This window comes from Paracoccus aminovorans (genome assembly GCF_900005615.1).
GTDB lineage: Bacteria > Pseudomonadota > Alphaproteobacteria > Rhodobacterales > Rhodobacteraceae > Paracoccus > Paracoccus aminovorans.
The window spans coordinates 1,598,062-1,614,653 of sequence record NZ_LN832559.1; the positions used below are offsets into that span (position 1 = coordinate 1,598,062).

16 protein-coding genes are annotated in these 16,592 nt (G+C 68.3%); 5 read left to right on the plus strand and 11 right to left on the minus strand.

The features are described 5' to 3' along the window. Window positions 1–91: 91 nt before the first annotated feature. The 4 genes from JCM7685_RS08005 to JCM7685_RS08020 all read right to left on the minus strand — a co-directional run bounded on the left by JCM7685_RS08005 (window position 92) and on the right by JCM7685_RS08020 (window position 4,158). On the minus strand, window positions 92–832 hold the full coding sequence (locus JCM7685_RS08005) for a GNAT family N-acetyltransferase (RefSeq protein WP_231964600.1): 741 nt from the start codon (window positions 830–832) through the stop codon (window positions 92–94). A 461-nt stretch (window positions 833–1,293) separates the two neighbouring features. Beyond that, on the minus strand, window positions 1,294–1,587 hold the full coding sequence (locus tag JCM7685_RS20010) for an Arm DNA-binding domain-containing protein (RefSeq protein WP_197701040.1): 294 nt from the start codon (window positions 1,585–1,587) through the stop codon (window positions 1,294–1,296). A 220-nt stretch (window positions 1,588–1,807) separates the two neighbouring features. Next, the gene (gene guaA, locus JCM7685_RS08015) at window positions 1,808–3,367 is read right to left on the minus strand and encodes a glutamine-hydrolyzing GMP synthase (protein ID WP_074966261.1); all 1,560 of its coding nucleotides are present in this window, start codon (window positions 3,365–3,367) and stop codon (window positions 1,808–1,810) included. A gap of 179 nt (window positions 3,368–3,546) precedes the next feature. Next, the gene (locus JCM7685_RS08020) at window positions 3,547–4,158 is read right to left on the minus strand and encodes a thiamine phosphate synthase (RefSeq protein ID WP_074966262.1); all 612 of its coding nucleotides are present in this window, start codon (window positions 4,156–4,158) and stop codon (window positions 3,547–3,549) included. Window positions 4,159–4,233: 75 nt separating this feature from the next. Here JCM7685_RS08020 and JCM7685_RS08025 point away from each other — a divergent pair, with 75 nt between their 5' ends. Genes JCM7685_RS08025 through JCM7685_RS08035 form a run of 3 tightly spaced genes read left to right on the plus strand, consistent with a single transcriptional unit; the run spans window position 4,234 to window position 7,644 of the window. Next, window positions 4,234–4,977: an RNA methyltransferase gene (locus JCM7685_RS08025; protein WP_074966263.1), complete on the plus strand. Its 744-nt coding sequence runs from the start codon at window positions 4,234–4,236 to the stop codon at window positions 4,975–4,977. 52 nt (window positions 4,978–5,029) lie between these two features. Then, on the plus strand, window positions 5,030–6,175 hold the full coding sequence (gene ctaA / locus JCM7685_RS08030; RefSeq protein WP_074966264.1) for a heme A synthase: 1,146 nt from the start codon (window positions 5,030–5,032) through the stop codon (window positions 6,173–6,175). Further along, window positions 6,172–7,644 carry a carboxypeptidase M32 gene (locus JCM7685_RS08035; protein WP_074966265.1) on the plus strand — a complete coding sequence of 491 codons (1,473 nt, stop codon included), beginning with the start codon at window positions 6,172–6,174 and terminating at the stop codon, window positions 7,642–7,644. The genes ctaA and JCM7685_RS08035 overlap by 4 nt, the downstream gene beginning before the upstream one ends. 75 nt (window positions 7,645–7,719) lie before the next feature. Here the strand turns inward: JCM7685_RS08035 and JCM7685_RS08040 are convergent, their stop codons facing one another. From JCM7685_RS08040 to JCM7685_RS19860, 5 genes are all read right to left on the minus strand, one after another. Continuing rightward, entirely contained in the window at window positions 7,720–9,066 is a 1,347-nt protein-coding gene (locus tag JCM7685_RS08040; RefSeq protein ID WP_074966266.1) for a cytochrome P450, read from the minus strand. Further along, window positions 9,063–10,286 carry a hypothetical protein gene (locus tag JCM7685_RS08045; RefSeq protein WP_231964601.1) on the minus strand — a complete coding sequence of 408 codons (1,224 nt, stop codon included), beginning with the start codon at window positions 10,284–10,286 and terminating at the stop codon, window positions 9,063–9,065. Before JCM7685_RS08045 ends, JCM7685_RS08040 begins: the two co-directional genes overlap by 4 nt. 39 nt (window positions 10,287–10,325) lie before the next feature. After that, the gene (locus JCM7685_RS08050; protein ID WP_074966267.1) at window positions 10,326–11,009 is read right to left on the minus strand and encodes a M48 family metallopeptidase; all 684 of its coding nucleotides are present in this window, start codon (window positions 11,007–11,009) and stop codon (window positions 10,326–10,328) included. 87 nt (window positions 11,010–11,096) lie between these two features. Then, window positions 11,097–12,278: a vWA domain-containing protein gene (locus JCM7685_RS08055; protein WP_074966268.1), complete on the minus strand. Its 1,182-nt coding sequence runs from the start codon at window positions 12,276–12,278 to the stop codon at window positions 11,097–11,099. Beyond that, on the minus strand, window positions 12,278–12,448 hold the full coding sequence (locus JCM7685_RS19860; RefSeq protein ID WP_170848887.1) for a hypothetical protein: 171 nt from the start codon (window positions 12,446–12,448) through the stop codon (window positions 12,278–12,280). The genes JCM7685_RS08055 and JCM7685_RS19860 overlap by 1 nt, the downstream gene beginning before the upstream one ends. A 102-nt stretch (window positions 12,449–12,550) precedes the next feature. On the opposite strand from JCM7685_RS19860, the gene JCM7685_RS08060 reads away from it, so the two are divergent. Together JCM7685_RS08060 and JCM7685_RS08065 are read left to right on the plus strand one after the other, a co-directional pair. Next, window positions 12,551–13,675 (plus strand): Ppx/GppA phosphatase family protein, encoded by a 1,125-nt coding sequence (locus tag JCM7685_RS08060; protein WP_074966269.1) that lies wholly within the window; start codon window positions 12,551–12,553, stop codon window positions 13,673–13,675. A gap of 1 nt (window position 13,676) precedes the next feature. After that, window positions 13,677–14,450, plus strand: a complete 774-nt coding sequence (locus tag JCM7685_RS08065) for an RlmE family RNA methyltransferase (protein WP_074966270.1) — start codon at window positions 13,677–13,679, stop codon at window positions 14,448–14,450. 52 nt (window positions 14,451–14,502) lie between these two features. Here JCM7685_RS08065 and JCM7685_RS08070 read toward each other — a convergent pair whose 3' ends face one another. Both JCM7685_RS08070 and miaA read right to left on the minus strand, forming a co-directional pair. After that, window positions 14,503–15,561 (minus strand): helix-turn-helix transcriptional regulator, encoded by a 1,059-nt coding sequence (locus JCM7685_RS08070; protein ID WP_074966271.1) that lies wholly within the window; start codon window positions 15,559–15,561, stop codon window positions 14,503–14,505. 104 nt (window positions 15,562–15,665) lie between these two features. After that, the gene (gene miaA / locus JCM7685_RS08075; RefSeq protein WP_074966272.1) at window positions 15,666–16,553 is read right to left on the minus strand and encodes a tRNA (adenosine(37)-N6)-dimethylallyltransferase MiaA; all 888 of its coding nucleotides are present in this window, start codon (window positions 16,551–16,553) and stop codon (window positions 15,666–15,668) included. Window positions 16,554–16,592: the final 39 nt, after the last annotated feature.

A 16,592-nucleotide genomic window follows, 5' to 3' on the forward strand; every position in this document is an offset into this window, starting at 1 on the left:
TCGGGACATCGGCCTTGTTTCGGGCCGGCCTTTCCCGAAGCCGGAAGGGGTTTCGCACCAGCACCCGTTCGGTCCCCTTTTCGGCAGCCGGCTAGAGCGCGCCGAAGGCAGGGGCGTGGGCGATGCGGCTGCCCGCGGGAAGCTGCGGCCCTAATGCCATCAGATGCGGCCCGGCATAGGGCGAATCCAGTTCCGCCGGAGCAAAGCCGAAGCGGGCGTAATAATTCGGGTCGCCCAGCACGACGATGCTGTGGTCCCGGCAGGCCTCCAGCGCGGCCTGCACCAGCGCCTCGCCGATGCCGCGCCCATGCAGGGCCGGATGCACTGCCAGCGGCGCCAGAGCGAAGGCGGGCCTCGCGGCGTCCAGCGGCGACAGGGCGACATGGCCGATGATCGTGCCCTCGGCTTCGGCGACCAGCGACAGCGCCAGGTCGCCGGCCGCGCGCAGGGCCGCGACCAGATCGGCCTCGTCCTCGCCGCCGAAGCTGCGGGTCAGCAGCGCGGCGATGGCGGCTTGGTCATGGGCGGCCTCCGGCCGCAGCCGGGGCAGGGGCTCCGTGCGGGTGAAATCGCGGGCGATGCCGTGGCTTTCGCGTCCCCAGCGGCTTTCGCGCAGCCGGGCGCGATGCGCTTGGAAGGCGGCCTCGTCGGCATAGAGTTCGGCAAGTTCCCAGACCAGCGGGTCCTCGGCCTGAGCGAGATCGAACCGCAGGTTGCCCGGCTCGGCCCGGCTCAGTTCGACATGGTCCGACAACAGTTCCAGTGCCAGCAGCATCTGCGCGGTATCGGCGCAGATCAGCCGTCCGGTCAGCGAGACGAGCGGCCGCTCCAATGGGATGGTCCGGCCTGCCGGGGCCGGAGGGGGTGAGTGGTTGTGGTTGTGTCCGCAGGCGCAAGTCATGCCGGGTTCCCCTGAATGTAAAATGATCACGGCACCGCCTCGCCAAATGCGTTGTCAGGCGCCGTGCCGCGCCTTTGCCGCGAAAGCGGGCGCGATAGCCTATCGGGCGATATAAGCAGGGTTTTGTCAATTTCCCATCCGGCCGAATTGCCGCAGGAAAGACCGGACTTCGCGCTGGGGCGTCGGTAAGCTCTCCGTTGAAACGCCGAACATCCGGAGGCGGAATGCTTCGGACCAGCCTACAAGCCCGCCGCCCTCTCGGCCAGCAGCTCGGCCGCGCGGGTCATCGTGGCTTGGAAAGTCTGATCCATGACGGTCACCTTCTTGGTGTCGGACAGATCGAGCAGGCGCGCCGGTAGGGAAGGCCTGGCGGGAAATGTCTTGACTAGCTGTCAGCGACCGTCGGCGACCGCCGATTCTGTCAACCTCCGGCACCGTTGCATCCGGCGAAATTTTGCTGCCAGAGTGTCGGCGCTAAGGCTCAGGCGCCGGCCGCCTGTCAGTTTGCGCGCCGCCTCGGCGCTATATCGGCCGATGGTCAAGACCTCCTGCCGCCCGTTCACCCGGTGAAACGAGATGACCCCAGTTGGGGTGACGGCCGCATGCATCCCGTCGCGGTCCGTCATCTTGTACAGCTTGGCCCTTGGCTTCAGATTTTTCAGTTCTTTATCAGTGAAATTGCCCATAAATTCGCATCCGGTCTGGGGGCGAGCGGATACCAACAAAGGGGGTGTTGGTAGCGAAAGCCCGTTTCTTGACCATCCTGCGCCATACCAACATCGCTACCAACAAAGTGGCTGGGTTGGGGTGACATGCAGCGATACGGGCTAAGAAAAATAATCCTTACTATTCAACGGGGACGTGCGACTTTCGACACGGAGCGAGATGGTCTGAAACCACCCTGATTCACTCCCACTCAATGGTGCCTGGCGGTTTCGAGGTGATGTCATAGGTGCAGCGGTTGATGCCCTTGACCTCGTTGATGATCCGCGTCGCGGTCTCGCCCAGGAACTCATGCGTGAACGGATAGTAATCCGCCGTCATGCCATCGACAGAGGTCACCGCCCTCAGCGCACAGGCATAGTCGTAGGTGCGGCCGTCGCCCATCACGCCGACAGTGCGCACCGGCAGGATGGCCACGAAAGCCTGCCAGATCTCGTCGTAGAGCCCGTGCTTGCGGATCTGGTCTATGAAGACCGCATCGGCCTTGCGCAGGATGTCGAGCTTGTCGCGGGTGATCTCGCCCGGGCAGCGGATGGCGAGGCCGGGACCGGGGAAGGGGTGACGGCCGATGAATTTTTCCGGCAGGCCCAACTCGCGGCCAAGCGCGCGAACCTCGTCCTTGAAGAGCTCGCGCAGCGGCTCGACCAGCTTCAGGCCCATCTTCTCGGGCAGGCCGCCGACATTGTGGTGGCTCTTAATGGTGACCGAGGGTCCGCCCGAGAAGCTGACCGATTCGATCACGTCAGGATAAAGCGTGCCCTGGGCCAGGAATTCGGCGCCTTCGATCTCATTGGCGTATTTCTGGAACACGTCGATGAAGAGCCGGCCGATGGTCTTGCGCTTGACCTCGGGGTCCGAGACGCCCTCGAGCGCGCCGATGAACAGGTCCGCCTCGTCGGCATGGATCAGCGGGATGTTGTAGGTGTCGCGGAACATGGTCACGACTTCCTCGGCCTCGTTCAGCCGCAGCAGGCCGTGGTCGACGAAGACGCAGGTCAGCTGCTCGCCGATCGCCTCGTGGATCAGCACCGCCGCGACCGAGCTGTCGACGCCGCCCGAAAGGCCGCAGATGACGCGCTTGTCGCCCACCTGCTCGCGGATCTTGCGGATCGCCTCCTGGCGATAGCTGGCCATGGTCCAGTCGCCGGTGAAACCGGCCATGCGGACGAAGTTTTCCAGCATGCGGCGGCCGTGCGGGGTGTGATGCACCTCGGGGTGGAACTGCACGGCGTAGAAGCCGCGCGATTCATCAGAGATCATCGCATAGGGGGCATTGGGCGAGGTGCCGATGACCTGGAAACCGGGCGCGAGTTGCGTGACCCGGTCGCCATGGCTCATCCAGACTTCCTCGCGCCCGGCATCGAACAGGCCGGCGAAGATGCCGTCGCCCTTGTGGCCCTCGGCGGGGGCGATGAAGGCGCGGCCGTATTCGGCGTGGTGGCCGGATTCGACGCGGCCGCCCAGTTGCTCCATCATTACCTGCTGGCCGTAGCAGATGCCGAAGACGGGCACGCCCATGTCGAACAGGCCCTGCGGCGCACGCGGCGAATTCGCCTCGGTGACCGAGGCGGGCCCGCCCGAAAGGATCACCGCCTGCGGGGCGAAGTCTTCCAGGAAGGCGTCGTCGACCGCGTTGAACGGGTGGATTTCGCAATAGACGTTCAGCTCGCGCAGGCGCCGCGCAATCAGCTGCGTGACCTGGGAGCCGAAATCGATGATGAGAAGGCGCTGATGCTGGGTCATGGCAAGGCTTTAGGCCGCGGCAATGCGCTTCGCAAGAGGGCTGACGCGGTGTCGTTTGCTCTGCGGCCGGGGTATTTGGAAAACGGAAAGCACAAGTTAGGCTCTCCGAACATGGGATCAGTGCGACGGGCTGGCTTTCCGTTTTTCAAATACCCACGCCGACCAAGCCACCGGCGCGATCAGCGCCAGAGATGCGCCAGAGCCTCGACCGGATCGGGTTCGGACCAGATCTCGGCCCCCAGCGCGATGAAATCGCTGAGCGGCGCCAGCTGGCCGATCAGGGCGGGGGTCAAGGCGCCTTCGGCCACGACCGGCACCTCGATCACCTCGGACCACCATTGGAACAGGTCCAGCTCGGCCGGCGCGGCATGGCCAAGCGCCGAGGGGCCGCAGGGGCCAAAGCTGACATAATCCGCCCCTGCCTCGGCCGCGTTCATGCCGTCATGGCGCGAGGTGCCACAGAAGGCACCGACAATGGCGTCCTGACCCAGCTCCTTCCTCGCATAGCGCACCGAGCGGGCGCCATCCGTCAGATGCACGCCGTCCAGTCCGTGGCGCTGCGCCAGGGCGACATGGTCGTCGATCACCACCGCCACGTCCCGGGCGTGGGCGATCTCGCGTGCGAGGTCGGCGATGCGGCCCAGCTCCTCCTCGGAGCCGGCGCCCGGGATGCGCAGGCAGGCTATGGGGAAGCGGTCCATGACATCGGCAAGCATCGGCCCCAGTGTCGAGGCCGCCGCGCCGACAGGGGTGATCAGATAGAGCTGCGACGAATTCGGTTGGTCTGTCATGGCGCTGTCATCCTGAGGTTCGCCCCAGCAGATAGCGCAGCGCCGCGCGCCTTGCCAGTGCTTCCCGGGAAGGATATGGCCCCGCGCATGGAACCCGCGATCATTCTCGTGCGCCCGCAGATGGGCGAAAACATCGGCGCGGCGGCGCGCGCCATGCTGAATTTCGGTCTGACCGACATGCGTCTGGTGGCGCCGCGCGACGGCTGGCCCAATCCGCGGGCCGTGGCCATGGCCTCGGGGGCCGCCGGCCGGGTGCTGGACCGGGCGCGGGTGTTTGCGACCCTGGCCGAGGCCATGGCGGACGTCGATTACGCCTATGCCACCACCGCGCGCGGCCGCGAGTTGACGAAGCCGGTGCTGACGCCCGCCACCGCCATGGCCGATGCCCGGCAGCGCCATGCCCAGGGCGGCCGCACCGCGATCCTGTTCGGCCCCGAACGTGCGGGCCTGGAAAACGACGACGTGGCGCGGGCCAATGCCATCATCACCGTACCGGTGAACCCGGATTTCCCCTCGCTGAACCTGGCGCAGGCGGTGCTGCTCAACGGCTATGAATGGGCGCGCGAGAGCCTGCCGCCCGAGCCCGCCCCGCATGGCCGCCGCCCCGATGGCGAGGCGCCGGCCACCCGCATCGAGATCGAGAAGCTGGCCGACCATTACGAGGAACGGCTCGAGGCCGCGGGCTTCTTCTTCCCGTCCGAGAAGGCGCCGGCGATGAAGCTGACGCTGCGCAACCTGTGGTCGCGGCTGCCGCTGACCCGGGCCGATGCGCGGATCTTCCACGGCATGCTGCGCCAGCTGGTCCGGCGCGCAGATTGATTTCCGGGCGCGCCCGGGCCAAGGTCGCGCCTGTTCGAACAAGGAAGCTGACATGGCAAGACGCCCCGTCTTTCAGGAAGTCACCGAAACGAGCCCCAAGGCCACGCCGCCCGCGGGCGGCATGATCGATGCCGGCCATCGCGGCGCGCGCGGCGCGATCCGGCTGTGGCTGATCGTCATCTTCGTGCTGGTTGCGGCGATGATCGCGCTGGGGGGGGCCACGCGGCTGACTGGCTCGGGGCTGTCGATCACCGAGTGGAAGCCGGTGACCGGGGCGATCCCGCCGATGGACGCCGCCGCCTGGCAGGCCGAGTTCGACAAATACAAGCTGATCCCGCAGTTCCAGCAGGTGAACGCGGACATGGACCTGGCGGGCTTCAAGCAGATCTACTGGTGGGAATGGTCGCACCGGCTGCTGGGCCGGCTGATCGGGCTTGTGTGGGCCGTGGGCTTCCTGGGCTTCCTGGCCGCCCGCCGCATCCCGACCGGCTGGGTGCCGCGGCTGCTGCTGCTTGGTGTGCTCGGCGGGGCGCAGGGCGCCATCGGCTGGTGGATGGTGCATTCGGGCCTGTCGGGCGAGATGGTGCGGGTGGCCTCCTATCGCCTCGCGCTGCACCTGGGGCTGGCCTTCGCGATTCTGGGCTTCATCGCCTGGTATGTCATGCAGCTTTCTCGCTCCGAGGCGGCGCTGCTGCGTGCGCGCCGGGCGGGCGAGGCGAAGCTGTTTTCCATGACCACCGGGCTGATGCACCTGGCCTTCGTGCAGATCCTGCTGGGCGCGCTGGTCGCGGGCATCGACGCGGGCCGGATGTATACCGGCTGGCCCACCATGGGCGGCGAGTGGATCCCGGCCGAGATCTGGGATGCCACGCTCGGCTGGCGCAACTTCTTCGAGACCCCGGCCTTGGTGCAGTTCATCCATCGCATGGTGGGCTATCTGCTGGCGATCTTTGCCCTGGTGGTGTTCCTGCGCGCCCGGCGCTCGCCGCATCCGCAGACGCGCGGCGCCTATCTCGCGATGATCGCGGCGGTGGCGGTGCAGGTGCTTCTGGGCATCATGAACGTGATCCATGCCGCGCCGCTGCCCTTGGCGCTGGCGCATCAGGTCATGGCCGTGGCACTGTTCACCCTGATCCTGCGCGCGCGCCACAATGCGCGCTATCCTTATGAAACCTCGGTCAGGGGAACCATCCGATGAGCGCCTTCGACGATCTTCTCGCCTTCCAGCGCCAGACCGAGGCGCTGTCCTCGGTCGCCGAACGGCTGGGCTGGGACCAGGAAACCGTGATGCCGCGCGGCGCGACCGAGCAGCGCAGCGAAGAGATGGCGGCGATGGAATCGGTGCTGCACGAGCGGCGCACCGATCCGCGCATCGGCGAATGGCTGGACCAGGCGGTGCCCGAGGACGGTGAGGACGCCCGCATCATCGAACTGATCGCCCGCGATTTCCGCCGCGCCTCGCGCATTCCGGCGCGGCTGGCGACGGAACTGGCGCGGCAGACCTCGCTGGCGCAGGGCGTCTGGGCCGAGGCCCGGGCCAAGGACGCGCCCGAGGAGTTCCTGCCGGTGCTGGGCGACATCCTGATGCTGAAGCGCGAGGAGGCGGCGGCGCTGGCCGATGGCGGCGACCTCTACGACGCGCTTTTGGACGATTACGAACCCGGCGCCACCCAGGCCCAGATCGCGAGGCTGTTCGACGCCATGCGCCCGCGCCTGGTCGCGCTGCGCGAGGACGTGCTGGGCGCCGACTATCAGCCCGAGCCGCTGAGCGGGCATTTCCCGCAGGAAACCCAGCTGCGCCTGGCGCGGACCTGCGCCACCGCATTCGGCTACGACTGGACCCGAGGCCGCATGGACATCGCCGTGCATCCCTTCAGCTCGGGGCGCTGGCAGGACAGCCGCATCACCACGCGGGTGGTCGAGACCGACCCGTTCAACTGCCTTTATTCCACCATCCACGAGGTCGGCCATTCCAGCTATGAGCTGGGCATCGATCCCGACTATGCCTTCACGCCGCTGGGGCGCGGCGTCTCGATGGGCGCCCACGAAAGCCAGAGCCGGATCTACGAGAACCAGATCGGCCGCGGCCGCGCCTTCACCGGCTGGCTCTATCAACGCATGTCGGATGCCTTCGGCGGCTTGTCGCTGCCCGATGCGGACGCCTTCTATGCGACGGTCAATCGGGTGACGCCTGGCTTCATCCGCACCGAATCCGACGAGGTGCAATACAACCTGCACATCATGCTGCGATTCGACCTGGAGCGCGACCTGATCGCCGGCCGGCTGGATACCCGCGACCTGGTCGAGGCCTGGAACGCGCGCTTCCTCAACGATTTCGGCGTGGCCGTGGACCGACCCGCCAATGGTGTCCTGCAGGACGTGCATTGGGCGGTCGGGCTTTTCGGCTATTTCCCGACCTATGCGCTGGGGAACGTCTATGCCGGCTGCCTGAACGCGGCCATGCGCGCCGCCGTGCCGGATCTGGACAAGGCGCTGGCGTGGGGCGAGGCCGACCCGGCGGTGGAATGGCTGCGCGAGAACATGCAGCGCCATGGCGGCCTTTATCCGCCGCGAGACTTGATCGAGCGCGCCACCGGCGCCGAGATCAGCGAGGCGCCGCTGCTCGACTACCTGGAAGAGAAATTCTCGGGCATCTATCGGCTTTGAGCGCCGGTTCGAGTATTTATGGAACAGAGAAGCCCAGCGCGGTGCCTTGGGCTTCTTCGTTCCTCAAATACTCATTCAACGGTTCCGCAGGCGCAGGTGGATGCCATTCTTGCCCCGTAGAGTCAGGCGCATGATCGGGACGGGCCTTTCGGTTCCGGGTTCCAGCCGGTAGGCGCGGAGCAGGACCGAGAGGATCAGCGGTCCCTCGATCATCGCGAAGCCGGCGCCGGGGCAGGCGCGGGCGCCGGCCGAGAAGGGGATATAGGCGTCGCGCATGCAGGTCTTGCCGTTCTCGGTCTCCCAGCGGCCGGGGTCGAAACCGTCGGGATTGTCCCAGAGCCGTTCATGGCGGTGCAGGTGCCAGGGCGACAGCACCAGTTGAGCGCCCTTGGGGGCCTTGCGGTCGCGCAGGGTCTCGGCATGGGCGCATTGCCGCACCGTCATCGCGACCGGAGGATAAAGCCGCAGCGCCTCGCGGAAGACGGCGCGGGACAGCGGCAGGGCCTTGATGGCGGCGAAATCGGGGGCGAGGGTCCGGTGTGCTTCCTCGGCCAGCCGGTCTTGCCAGTCGGGATGCTCGGCCAGCAGATAGAGCGCCCAGGCCAGCGCCGAGGCGCCGGTTTCATGGCCGGCCAGGAAGAAGGTCGCGACCTCGTCGACCATCTCGGCGGCGGAAAAGACCGCGCCGGTCTGAGGATCTGTCGTGGTCATGATCCGGGTCGCCAGGTCGGCGGGCGCGACGCCTTGGGCGATCAGCGCGGCGCGATCTGACACCAGCTGCCGGATCAGGTCGCGGATGCGGCGGGCGCTGGCGCGGGTGCGCCGGCTGTGCAGCCGTGCCCAGCGCGGCAGCGGCAGCAGGCCCCCGAGATTCACCATCGGCTGCGCGTCCTGATGGTCGCGGAAGGACTGGAACACGCCGGCGGCGATGCGGTCCTCGATCGGGATCGAGAACAGGGTGCGGAAGATCACGTCGGCGGCGATGTGGCTGGTCTGCGGCTCGATGTCCACATCCGCGCCGTCGGCCAGCGGCGCCAGCCGCGCCGCGCCGGATTGCGCGGCGTCCCACATGGCGGCGAAGGATTCGCGCAGCCTGCCGCCCTCGAAGGCCTGGTCGATGATGCGGCGCTGGTGCTGCCAGGTCGCCCCGTTCGAGATGAAGCTGGAATTGCCCAAGAGCGGTTGCAGCCCCGCCGCCATGCGCGGCGATTTCGGGAAATCCATCGGCCGCTGCTTCAGGATCAGGTCGATCAGCTTGGGGTCGTTGCAGGTGAAGCTGCGGATGAAGGGGGCGCGGAACTCGGCCATCCAGGCGCGATAAAGCCGGTCGGACTGCGCCGAGAGAATGTCCTGGCGGAAATCGCGCAGGAAGCGCCAGAGCGAGGGCTTGCCCGGACGCGAGGCGGGTTTCGGCGGGATCATGTCGCGGTGAACCCGTTGACCGGCCGGGCGATGCGGCCCGGCGAATGGTCGCGTCCGGTGAAGCGCGCGCCAAGCGGCAGCGGCCCGGCGGTGATGGCGAAATAGTCGTAGTCGCGGGGGCGGTCGAAGGCGCAGAGATACTGGAAATGCAGCCGGAACCAGCGCCCGCGCAGGCTGCGGCGCTTTTGCGGCGAGAGCGTCTGGGTGAAGGCGGCCGAGAGCACCAGCGGCTGCCGGCGGCCCGGCGGCTCGACCCCCGAGACCGCGACCGGGTCGCAGAGCCCGAAGCAGCAGGCGTCGCCCGGTGCGGTCACGTCGATCCAGTCCAGTTCGGGCCGCGCTGACAGATAGCGCAGGTCGGCCCGCAGCCGGTTCGCGCGCGGCAGGAACGACGCCATCGGCACGACATGGCCCAGCGACAGGTAGGAGAGCCGCGCGCCCGTCGGCACCCGGCCCGAGCGGATCAGGTCCGCCAGCACCGAGACCCCCAGATAGGCGCCGGAGCTGTGGCCGATGACCAACACCTCGTCCCAATCACCTGCCAGCACCTCGGCGATGCGGTCGGCAAATTGCGTCAGCCGCGCTTCGAGCGCTGGGGGATAGGCGCCGCCGCCCTGGGCCGTAAAGGCGTAGTCGTGCATCAGGTAATAGGCGAAGATCTTGCCGTCCAGCCGCCGCCACAGGTGCAGCCCGGCCCAGACCACCGCCAGCGTGACCGGCAGCGCCAGCCCCATCACGCCGGTCAGCCGGCCGACGAGCCAGCCCAGACCCGCGCCGGCCAGCAGCACCACGGCCAGTTGCGCCAGCAGCACCACCACCGGGTAGAGCGCCGCGATTACCGGGCCGCGGCGCAGGCGCATCAGCCGGAACAGCGCCCCCGAGCCGATATAGGCCCAGGCGGTGCGGCAAAGCTGGCCATAGGTCGCGGCGATGCTTTGCCCCATCGAGCCCTGCACGATGTCGGCCCAGACCAGCACCTCGAACTCGGCCTCGGCCCGCGCGCCGTCGAAATCGCCGCTGACGCCCCAGCCGAAGCCCTTGCGGTCGCGGCGCGGGCCGAAACCCAGCCGATAGCCCGAGATCCGTGCCTGCTCGGCCCCCTCGCGCTTGTAAAGCTCGCGGTAGCGGCGCGGCGGGATCGGGTCATAGCCGGGGATGTAGAGGATGCGGCGGCGAAAGGGGCGGGTCATGTCACGGCGGTTGTTTTGCCGGTGCAGCATAACCCATCCGGGCGAGCGGGCAAGTCGCGAGCCGTCAAGTCAAGCCACGCCCCAGCGGCGCTCCAGCTTCTCGATGGCGGCGATGCGGGCGGCGGTCGGGGGGTGCGAGAGCAGCCAGGCCGGTGCCGTGCCGCGGCCGCCGGCCAGCCCGTCGAGCTTGCGGAACAGGCTTTTCTGCGGGTCGGTGCCCAGTCCCGCCTTGACCATCAGGGCGCTGGCGAAGGCGTCGGCCTCGAACTCGTCCTGGCGCGACAGCCGGGCGGCGACGGCTGCGGCGACCAGATTGGCGATCCAGCCGCCGATGCCGGGCAGGAAGCGGCCCAGCACGCCCGCCAGCGCCATGCGGATGGCATTCTGGCCGGCGAAGTCGATCATCCGGCGTCGGGAATGACCCAGCGAGACATGCCCCAGCTCATGCGCGATCACCGAGGCAAGCTCGGCCTCGGTCACGCGGCCTTCGTCCAGCTTGTCGAGGAAACCGCGGGTCAGAAAGATGCGCCCGTCCGGCACCGCCATGCCGTTCACCGGCGCCACTTCATAGACATGGGCGCGGATCGGCGGCAGGTCCATGGCGCGGCCCAGCCGCGCGAGCATCGGCGTCAGACGCGGATGGGTCAGCGGGGTCGAGCGGGTGTTGAGCTCGGCCTTGAGCCGCCACATGGAAAAGAACCACATCGCGGCCATGTAAAGGATGATGAGCAGGATCGGGGTATAGCGCAGCATGGCCCCAATATGGGCTCGCTTTGGCGGTTCGCCAAGCCAAGGTGTCGTCGCGCGGACGGTCCGCCAAGCGCCGGCATGGTGACGCGCCTAGCCGAGCAGGCGCATGGCCTGGGTCAGTCCTTCGAGCGTCAGGGGCTGCATGCGATCCTCGAAGATCTCGCGGACCATGGCGATGGAACGGGTATGGCCCCAATGCGTGCGCGGCACCGGGTTCAGCCAGACATGGTCGGGCCAGGTCTCGCGCAGGCGCTTGAGCCAGGTCTCGCCCGATTCGGGGTTCCAGTGCTCGTTGGCGCCGCCGGGCACGGCGATCTCGTAGGGCGACATCGAGGCATCGCCGACGAAGATCGTCTTGTAGTCGCGGCCGAAGCGGTTGATCGCCTCCCAGGTCGGGGTGGTTTCGGTCCAGCGGCGGCGGTTGTCCTTCCACAGCGCCTCATAGACGCAGTTGTGGAAATAGAAATGCTCCAGGTGCTTGAACTCGGCGCGGGCGGCCGAGAACAGCTCGTCCACCAGCCGCGAATGGTCGTCCATGCTGCCGCCGGCGTCGAGAAACAGCAGCACCTTCACGGCATTGTGGCGCTCGGGCCGTGTCTGCACGTCGATATAGCCGTGCTCGGCGCTGGCGCGGATAGTTCCGGGCAGGTCCAGCTCTTCCAGCGCGCCGTGGCGGGCCCATTGCCGCAGCCGCTTCAGCGCCACCTTGATGTTGCGGGTGCCCAGTTCCACCGAATCGTCGAAGTCGCGGAACTCGCGCTTGTCCCAGACCTTGACCGCGCGGCGATGGCGGCTTTCGGCTTGCCCGATCCGCACGCCCTCGGGGTTGTAGCCATAGGCGCCGAAGGGCGAGGTGCCGGCGGTGCCGATCCACTTGCTGCCGCCCTGGTGCCGACCCTGCTGCTCGGCCAGGCGCTCGCGCAGCCGCTTCATCAGCTCATCGAAGCTGCCCCGACCCTGGATGGCGGCGCGTTCCTCGGGCGTCAGTAGCTTCTCGGCCAGCTTCTCCAGCCATTCGCGGGGAATCGAGACCTGATCGACCAGCGTTTCGATGGGAATCTCGTCCAGGCCGGCGAAGGCTTCGGCAAAGGCACGGTCGAATCGGTCGATGTGGCTTTCGTTCTTGACCAACGTGGCGCGGGCCAGGTGATAGAATCCCTCGGGACGCCAGTCCGACAGGCCCGCATCGAGCCCCGCCAGCAGGTCCAGGTATTCCCGCAGGCTGACCGGGACCCCGTGCCGGCGCAGGCTGTCGAGAAAGGGCCGGAACATCAGCCCATCCTGGTCAGCACTATGGACAGGAACAGCGCCAGCACGGTCAGCGCCAGGGCGTGGGCGGCGGCATATTGCAGCTTGTCGGCGGTGCCGCCGCCGGCCTTTGCCGCGCGTGCCCAGCCGATCGCTGCGCCAAGAAGGAAGGCGGCGATCACGATCATGGCCAAGGGCATAGCCCCGCCCGCCGCCCCTGTCGAGGGGCAGCCCCCTTGAACGCCAGCGGGGCGCGGGTTACGTTCGTTTCAACTTAGTAATCGGAGGGCGTGACCATGGCGCCCAGGCGTCCCGCGGGTGCGGACGCGTTCCCGAGAAAAACGGTCGAGCCCTTCGTCACCCGCCCGGCCGAGGACGGGTCGCTCTACGCGGCCTTGGATCTTGGCACCAACAGCTGCCGGATGCTGATTGCCCGCCCTGCGGGCAGCCAGTTCCAGGTGGTGGACAGTTTCTCGAAGCCGGTCCAGCTGGGCCATGGTCTCGAGGCATCAGGCAGGCTGTCGCGTCCTTCCATGGCGCGGACGGTGCATGCCTTGCAGGTGTGCCGGCGCAAGCTCGAGGCGCATAATGTCGTGCATATGCGGCTGGTCGCGACCGAGGCCTGCCGGCGGGCGCGCAACAGCCGCGACTTCCTGCGCATGATCCGGCGCGAGACCGGGCTGCCGGTCGAGATCATCGACGCCGAGGAAGAGGCGCGGCTGGCCGTGATCTCTTGCGCGCCGCTGGTCAGCCAGCGCACCGAGCAATTGCTGGTCGTCGACATCGGCGGCGGCTCGACCGAACTCGTCTGGATCGACCTCGAGGAGGTGGATCCCAAGGAACGCTCGCGGGCCATCATGCGGCTGGCGGACGGCTTTCGAGATCCGCAGCCCGGCGGCGCGCGGGTGGTGGACTGGATCTCGGTGCCGCTGGGCGTGGCCACGCTGCGCGACCAGTTCGAGGATGTCGAGGACGACCAGGGCCGTTTCGCGCTGATGTCCTGGCATTTCGAGGAGATGCTGTCGGATTTCGCGCCCTATTCGCTGACCAGCGCCCCCGACGAGAATTTCCAGATCATCGGCACTTCGGGCACCGTGACTACGGTGGCGGCAAGCCACCTGGGGCTGCGCCGTTACGACCGGACCAAAGTGGACGGTCTGACCATGACCTCGGCCCAGATCGACCGGGTGATCCGCGACTATCTGGCGCTGGGACCCGAGGGCCGCCGCGCCGATCCGCGCATCGGGCGCGAGCGGCATGCGCTGATCATGTCGGGCGCGGCGATCCTGCAGACGCTGATGCGGGTCTGGCCGACGACGCGGCTGTCGGTGGCGGATCGCGGCCTGCGCGAGGGGCTGCTTTATGCGCAGATGGTCAAGGACGGGGTGCTGGCCCCGGATGGAATGAACGGGGTGGCGTGAGATGAGCGACGACAAGAAGCCGGGCGGTGCGAAGAAAAGCTCGGGGCGCGGCCAGCGCGACCTGCGGGTGCGGGTCAAGACAGCCAAGGGGCGCAAGCTGTCGAGCACGCTGTGGCTGGAGCGGCAGCTGAACGACCCCTATGTCGCCCGCGCCCGGCGCGAGGGCTATCGCGGCCGCGCCGCCTTCAAGATCCTGGAACTGGACGACAAATATCGTTTCCTGGTCCCCGGGGCGCGGGTGGTCGACCTGGGCTGCGCGCCCGGCGGCTGGTGCCAGGTGGCGGTGGCCCGGGTGAACGCCCTGGGCGAGAAATCCGGCAAGAAGGTCGGGACGGTGCTGGGCGTGGACCTGCAGGAAGTCGATCCCATCGCCGGGGCCGAGATCCACCAGCTGGACTTTCTGGCCGAGGGTGCCGACGAACAGGTCAAGGCCTGGCTGGGCGGCAACGCGGATGTGGTGATGTCGGACATGGCGGCGGCGTCCTCCGGGCACAAGGGGACCGACCACCTGCGCATCGTGGCGCTGGTCGAGGCGGCGGCGCAATTCGCCTTCGACGTGCTGGAACCGGGCGGCACCTTCGTCGCCAAGGTGCTGGCGGGGGGCGCGGAAACCGAGATGCAGGCGATGCTCAAGCGCAATTTCCGCAAGGTGGCGAATGTGAAGCCGCCGGCAAGCCGCTCGGATTCCTCCGAGAAATTCGTCGTGGCGCAGGGATTCCGCGGCCGCGACGGGGCCGCGACCCTGGACGAGGACGGAGAAGAGCAGCGCCCCTGATCCGCCGGCGCGGCGGCGGACAGGGGCGGCGCAGTCCGGGCGGCTTCGGGGATCAGTCCCCCGGTGCGGCCGGGTGCTGGTTCTTCATGAAATCGCGATAGGTCTCGGGCGTGCGGCCGGTGGCGGCCAGGAAGGCGCGCATGAAATGGCCCAGGCCGGCATAGCCCAGTTCCTCGGCGATCTCGGGGATGGGGCGGGCGGTTTCGCGCAGCGCCTCGGTCGCCAGTTCCAGCCGCAGGTCATAGAGCAGGTCCAGCGCGCTGCGTCCGCGGCTTTGCCGGCAGGCGCGGTCCAGTTGCGCTTGCGAACAGCCAAGGTCGCGCGCCATTTCCGCGATGGTGCGGCTGGCGCCCATCTCGTGCCGCGCCAGTTCCAGGAAGCGCTGGGTCAGCGGACGCGCCTCGGCCAGGGTCCCGCGCTGCATCTCGGTCGGCTGCGGCCGGTCGTCCAGTCGTGACAGCGCCACCGCGATCAGCCCGAGTTGGTGAGGGGTGGCGCCGTCGCCGCCGGGGTCGCGGGCCGCACCCTCGGCCAGCGCCAGGATGGCGGGATCGAGCAGCCCGGCATCCTCGGCCGCCGGCAGGCCACTGCGGAAGCCGCTGGGCATCGGCTGGCCCCGCACCCAGCCCGGCGGGATCAGCAGCGCCTGGCCCTCGGCCTCGGGCGGCGGCTTCAGGGAAAAGGCGGTGCCGGCGGGGATGAAGGCGACACGTCCGGCGGTGAGCGCATGGCTGAAGCGTGGAAATTCGATGCTGATCGCGCCCGCGACCGGGCGAATCAACACGTGGTCGCCGCGCACCCGCGGGCTGGGCGGTGCCATGCGTCCGCGGACCGGTCCGCCCCAGTGGAATCCGGCCAGCGGGATCAGCCGCAGCCCATCGCCCGGCCGGCCGCGCGGCAGTGCGCAAGGCGGCGATACGCTGCCTTGGGGCAGGGCGGGCGACGGCACCGAGGTTGATGCCTCGGCAGCCTCCATCGCGGGTTCGGGGGGCAGGCGGGGATCAGCGCCTGCCGGCTCCATGATTCCCGGCGCGTTGACGCCCGCCACCCGCAGCCGTTGTGTGGACGGGTCCGAATCGATCCTGTGAAAGGCGCGAATTGCTTCGTTCATCTGGCACGGTTTCCAGCAAATCCATAAGGATAACGTAAACTTCCAACCGGAGTTCCAGAAGAGCCTATACAGCTTGTAGTTGCGAAATGTTTAATATGTCACTTTTAGGTGACTGCGCCGGGTGCCGCTTCGATCCAGTCCCAGTCGCGCATGCGGCCGCGAAAGAAACTGCGCTGCGCCTTGGCATATTGCCGGGTGGCGACGATGGCCTGCTGGACGGCCTGTTCCAGGCTGCGCGCGCCCCGCAGATGCGCGACCAGTTCGGGCGCGCCGATGGCCTTGGCCCAGAGCGCGCCCGGATCCCATTGCGGCAGCATCCTCCGCACCTCGTCCAGCGCGCCTTGGTCCATCATCGCCTGAAAGCGCAGGGCGATGCGGTCGGCCAGCCGGTCGCGGTCGGGGTTCAGGACCAGCCGATGCGCCGCGCCGGGGGCGATCAGCGGCGGCGGCGTCTCGGCCTGCCAGTCGGCGATGCCGCGGCCGGTGGCGGTCAGCACCTCCCAGGCGCGCTGCACCCGCACCGGGTTCTTCAGGTCGATCCGCGACCGGCTGCGCGGGTCGAGTTCGGCGATCATGCGGGCCAGCCCCTCGGGGCTGCGGTTCAAGAGATCGGCCTGGGCGCGGATCTCGGGCGGGGTTGGCGGAATCGCCGCCAGCCCGCGGGTCAGGGCGTTGAGGTAAAGCCCGGTGCCGCCGGTGACGATCAGCCGGCCGGGCAGCGCCGCCACCTCGGCCAGCCACTCGCCCACCGAGTAGCTCCGGCCCGGCGCGACATGACCATAGAGCGCATGCGGCGCCCGCGTCGTTTCGGCCGGGTCGGGACGGGCGGTCAGCACGCGCCAGCAGGACCAGACCTGCAAGGCATCGGCATTGACCACGGTGCCGCCCTGCGCCTCGGCGATCTGCAGCGCCAGCGCGGACTTGCCGCTGGCGGTGGGACCGGCGATCAGCACATGGCGGCCGGGGTCGAGCGTGGCGATCAGGCGGTTCATGCGGGCAGGGGACGCGGGCTGTTGAACATGGGGCCTGTT

Excerpts from the sequence above, each read along its gene's own strand:
- JCM7685_RS20010 (WP_197701040.1), bottom strand. The coding sequence starts at position 1,587 with ATGGGCAATTTCACTGATAAAGAACTGAAAAATCTGAAGCCAAGGGCC.
- JCM7685_RS08035 (WP_074966265.1), top strand. The coding sequence starts at position 6,172 with ATGAGCGCCTTCGACGATCTTCTCGCCTTCCAGCGCCAGACCGAGGCG.
- JCM7685_RS08060 (WP_074966269.1), top strand. The coding sequence starts at position 12,551 with ATGGCGCCCAGGCGTCCCGCGGGTGCGGACGCGTTCCCGAGAAAAACG.
- guaA (WP_074966261.1), bottom strand. The coding sequence starts at position 3,367 with ATGACCCAGCATCAGCGCCTTCTCATCATCGATTTCGGCTCCCAGGTC.
- JCM7685_RS08055 (WP_074966268.1), bottom strand. The coding sequence starts at position 12,278 with ATGTTCCGGCCCTTTCTCGACAGCCTGCGCCGGCACGGGGTCCCGGTC.
- JCM7685_RS08050 (WP_074966267.1), bottom strand. The coding sequence starts at position 11,009 with ATGCTGCGCTATACCCCGATCCTGCTCATCATCCTTTACATGGCCGCG.
- JCM7685_RS08045 (WP_231964601.1), bottom strand. The coding sequence starts at position 10,286 with ATGCTGCACCGGCAAAACAACCGCCGTGACATGACCCGCCCCTTTCGC.
- ctaA (WP_074966264.1), top strand. The coding sequence starts at position 5,030 with ATGGCAAGACGCCCCGTCTTTCAGGAAGTCACCGAAACGAGCCCCAAG.
- JCM7685_RS08070 (WP_074966271.1), bottom strand. The coding sequence starts at position 15,561 with ATGAACGAAGCAATTCGCGCCTTTCACAGGATCGATTCGGACCCGTCC.
- JCM7685_RS08040 (WP_074966266.1), bottom strand. The coding sequence starts at position 9,066 with ATGATCCCGCCGAAACCCGCCTCGCGTCCGGGCAAGCCCTCGCTCTGG.
- JCM7685_RS08020 (WP_074966262.1), bottom strand. The coding sequence starts at position 4,158 with ATGACAGACCAACCGAATTCGTCGCAGCTCTATCTGATCACCCCTGTC.
- miaA (WP_074966272.1), bottom strand. The coding sequence starts at position 16,553 with ATGAACCGCCTGATCGCCACGCTCGACCCCGGCCGCCATGTGCTGATC.
- JCM7685_RS08025 (WP_074966263.1), top strand. The coding sequence starts at position 4,234 with ATGGCCCCGCGCATGGAACCCGCGATCATTCTCGTGCGCCCGCAGATG.
- JCM7685_RS08065 (WP_074966270.1), top strand. The coding sequence starts at position 13,677 with ATGAGCGACGACAAGAAGCCGGGCGGTGCGAAGAAAAGCTCGGGGCGC.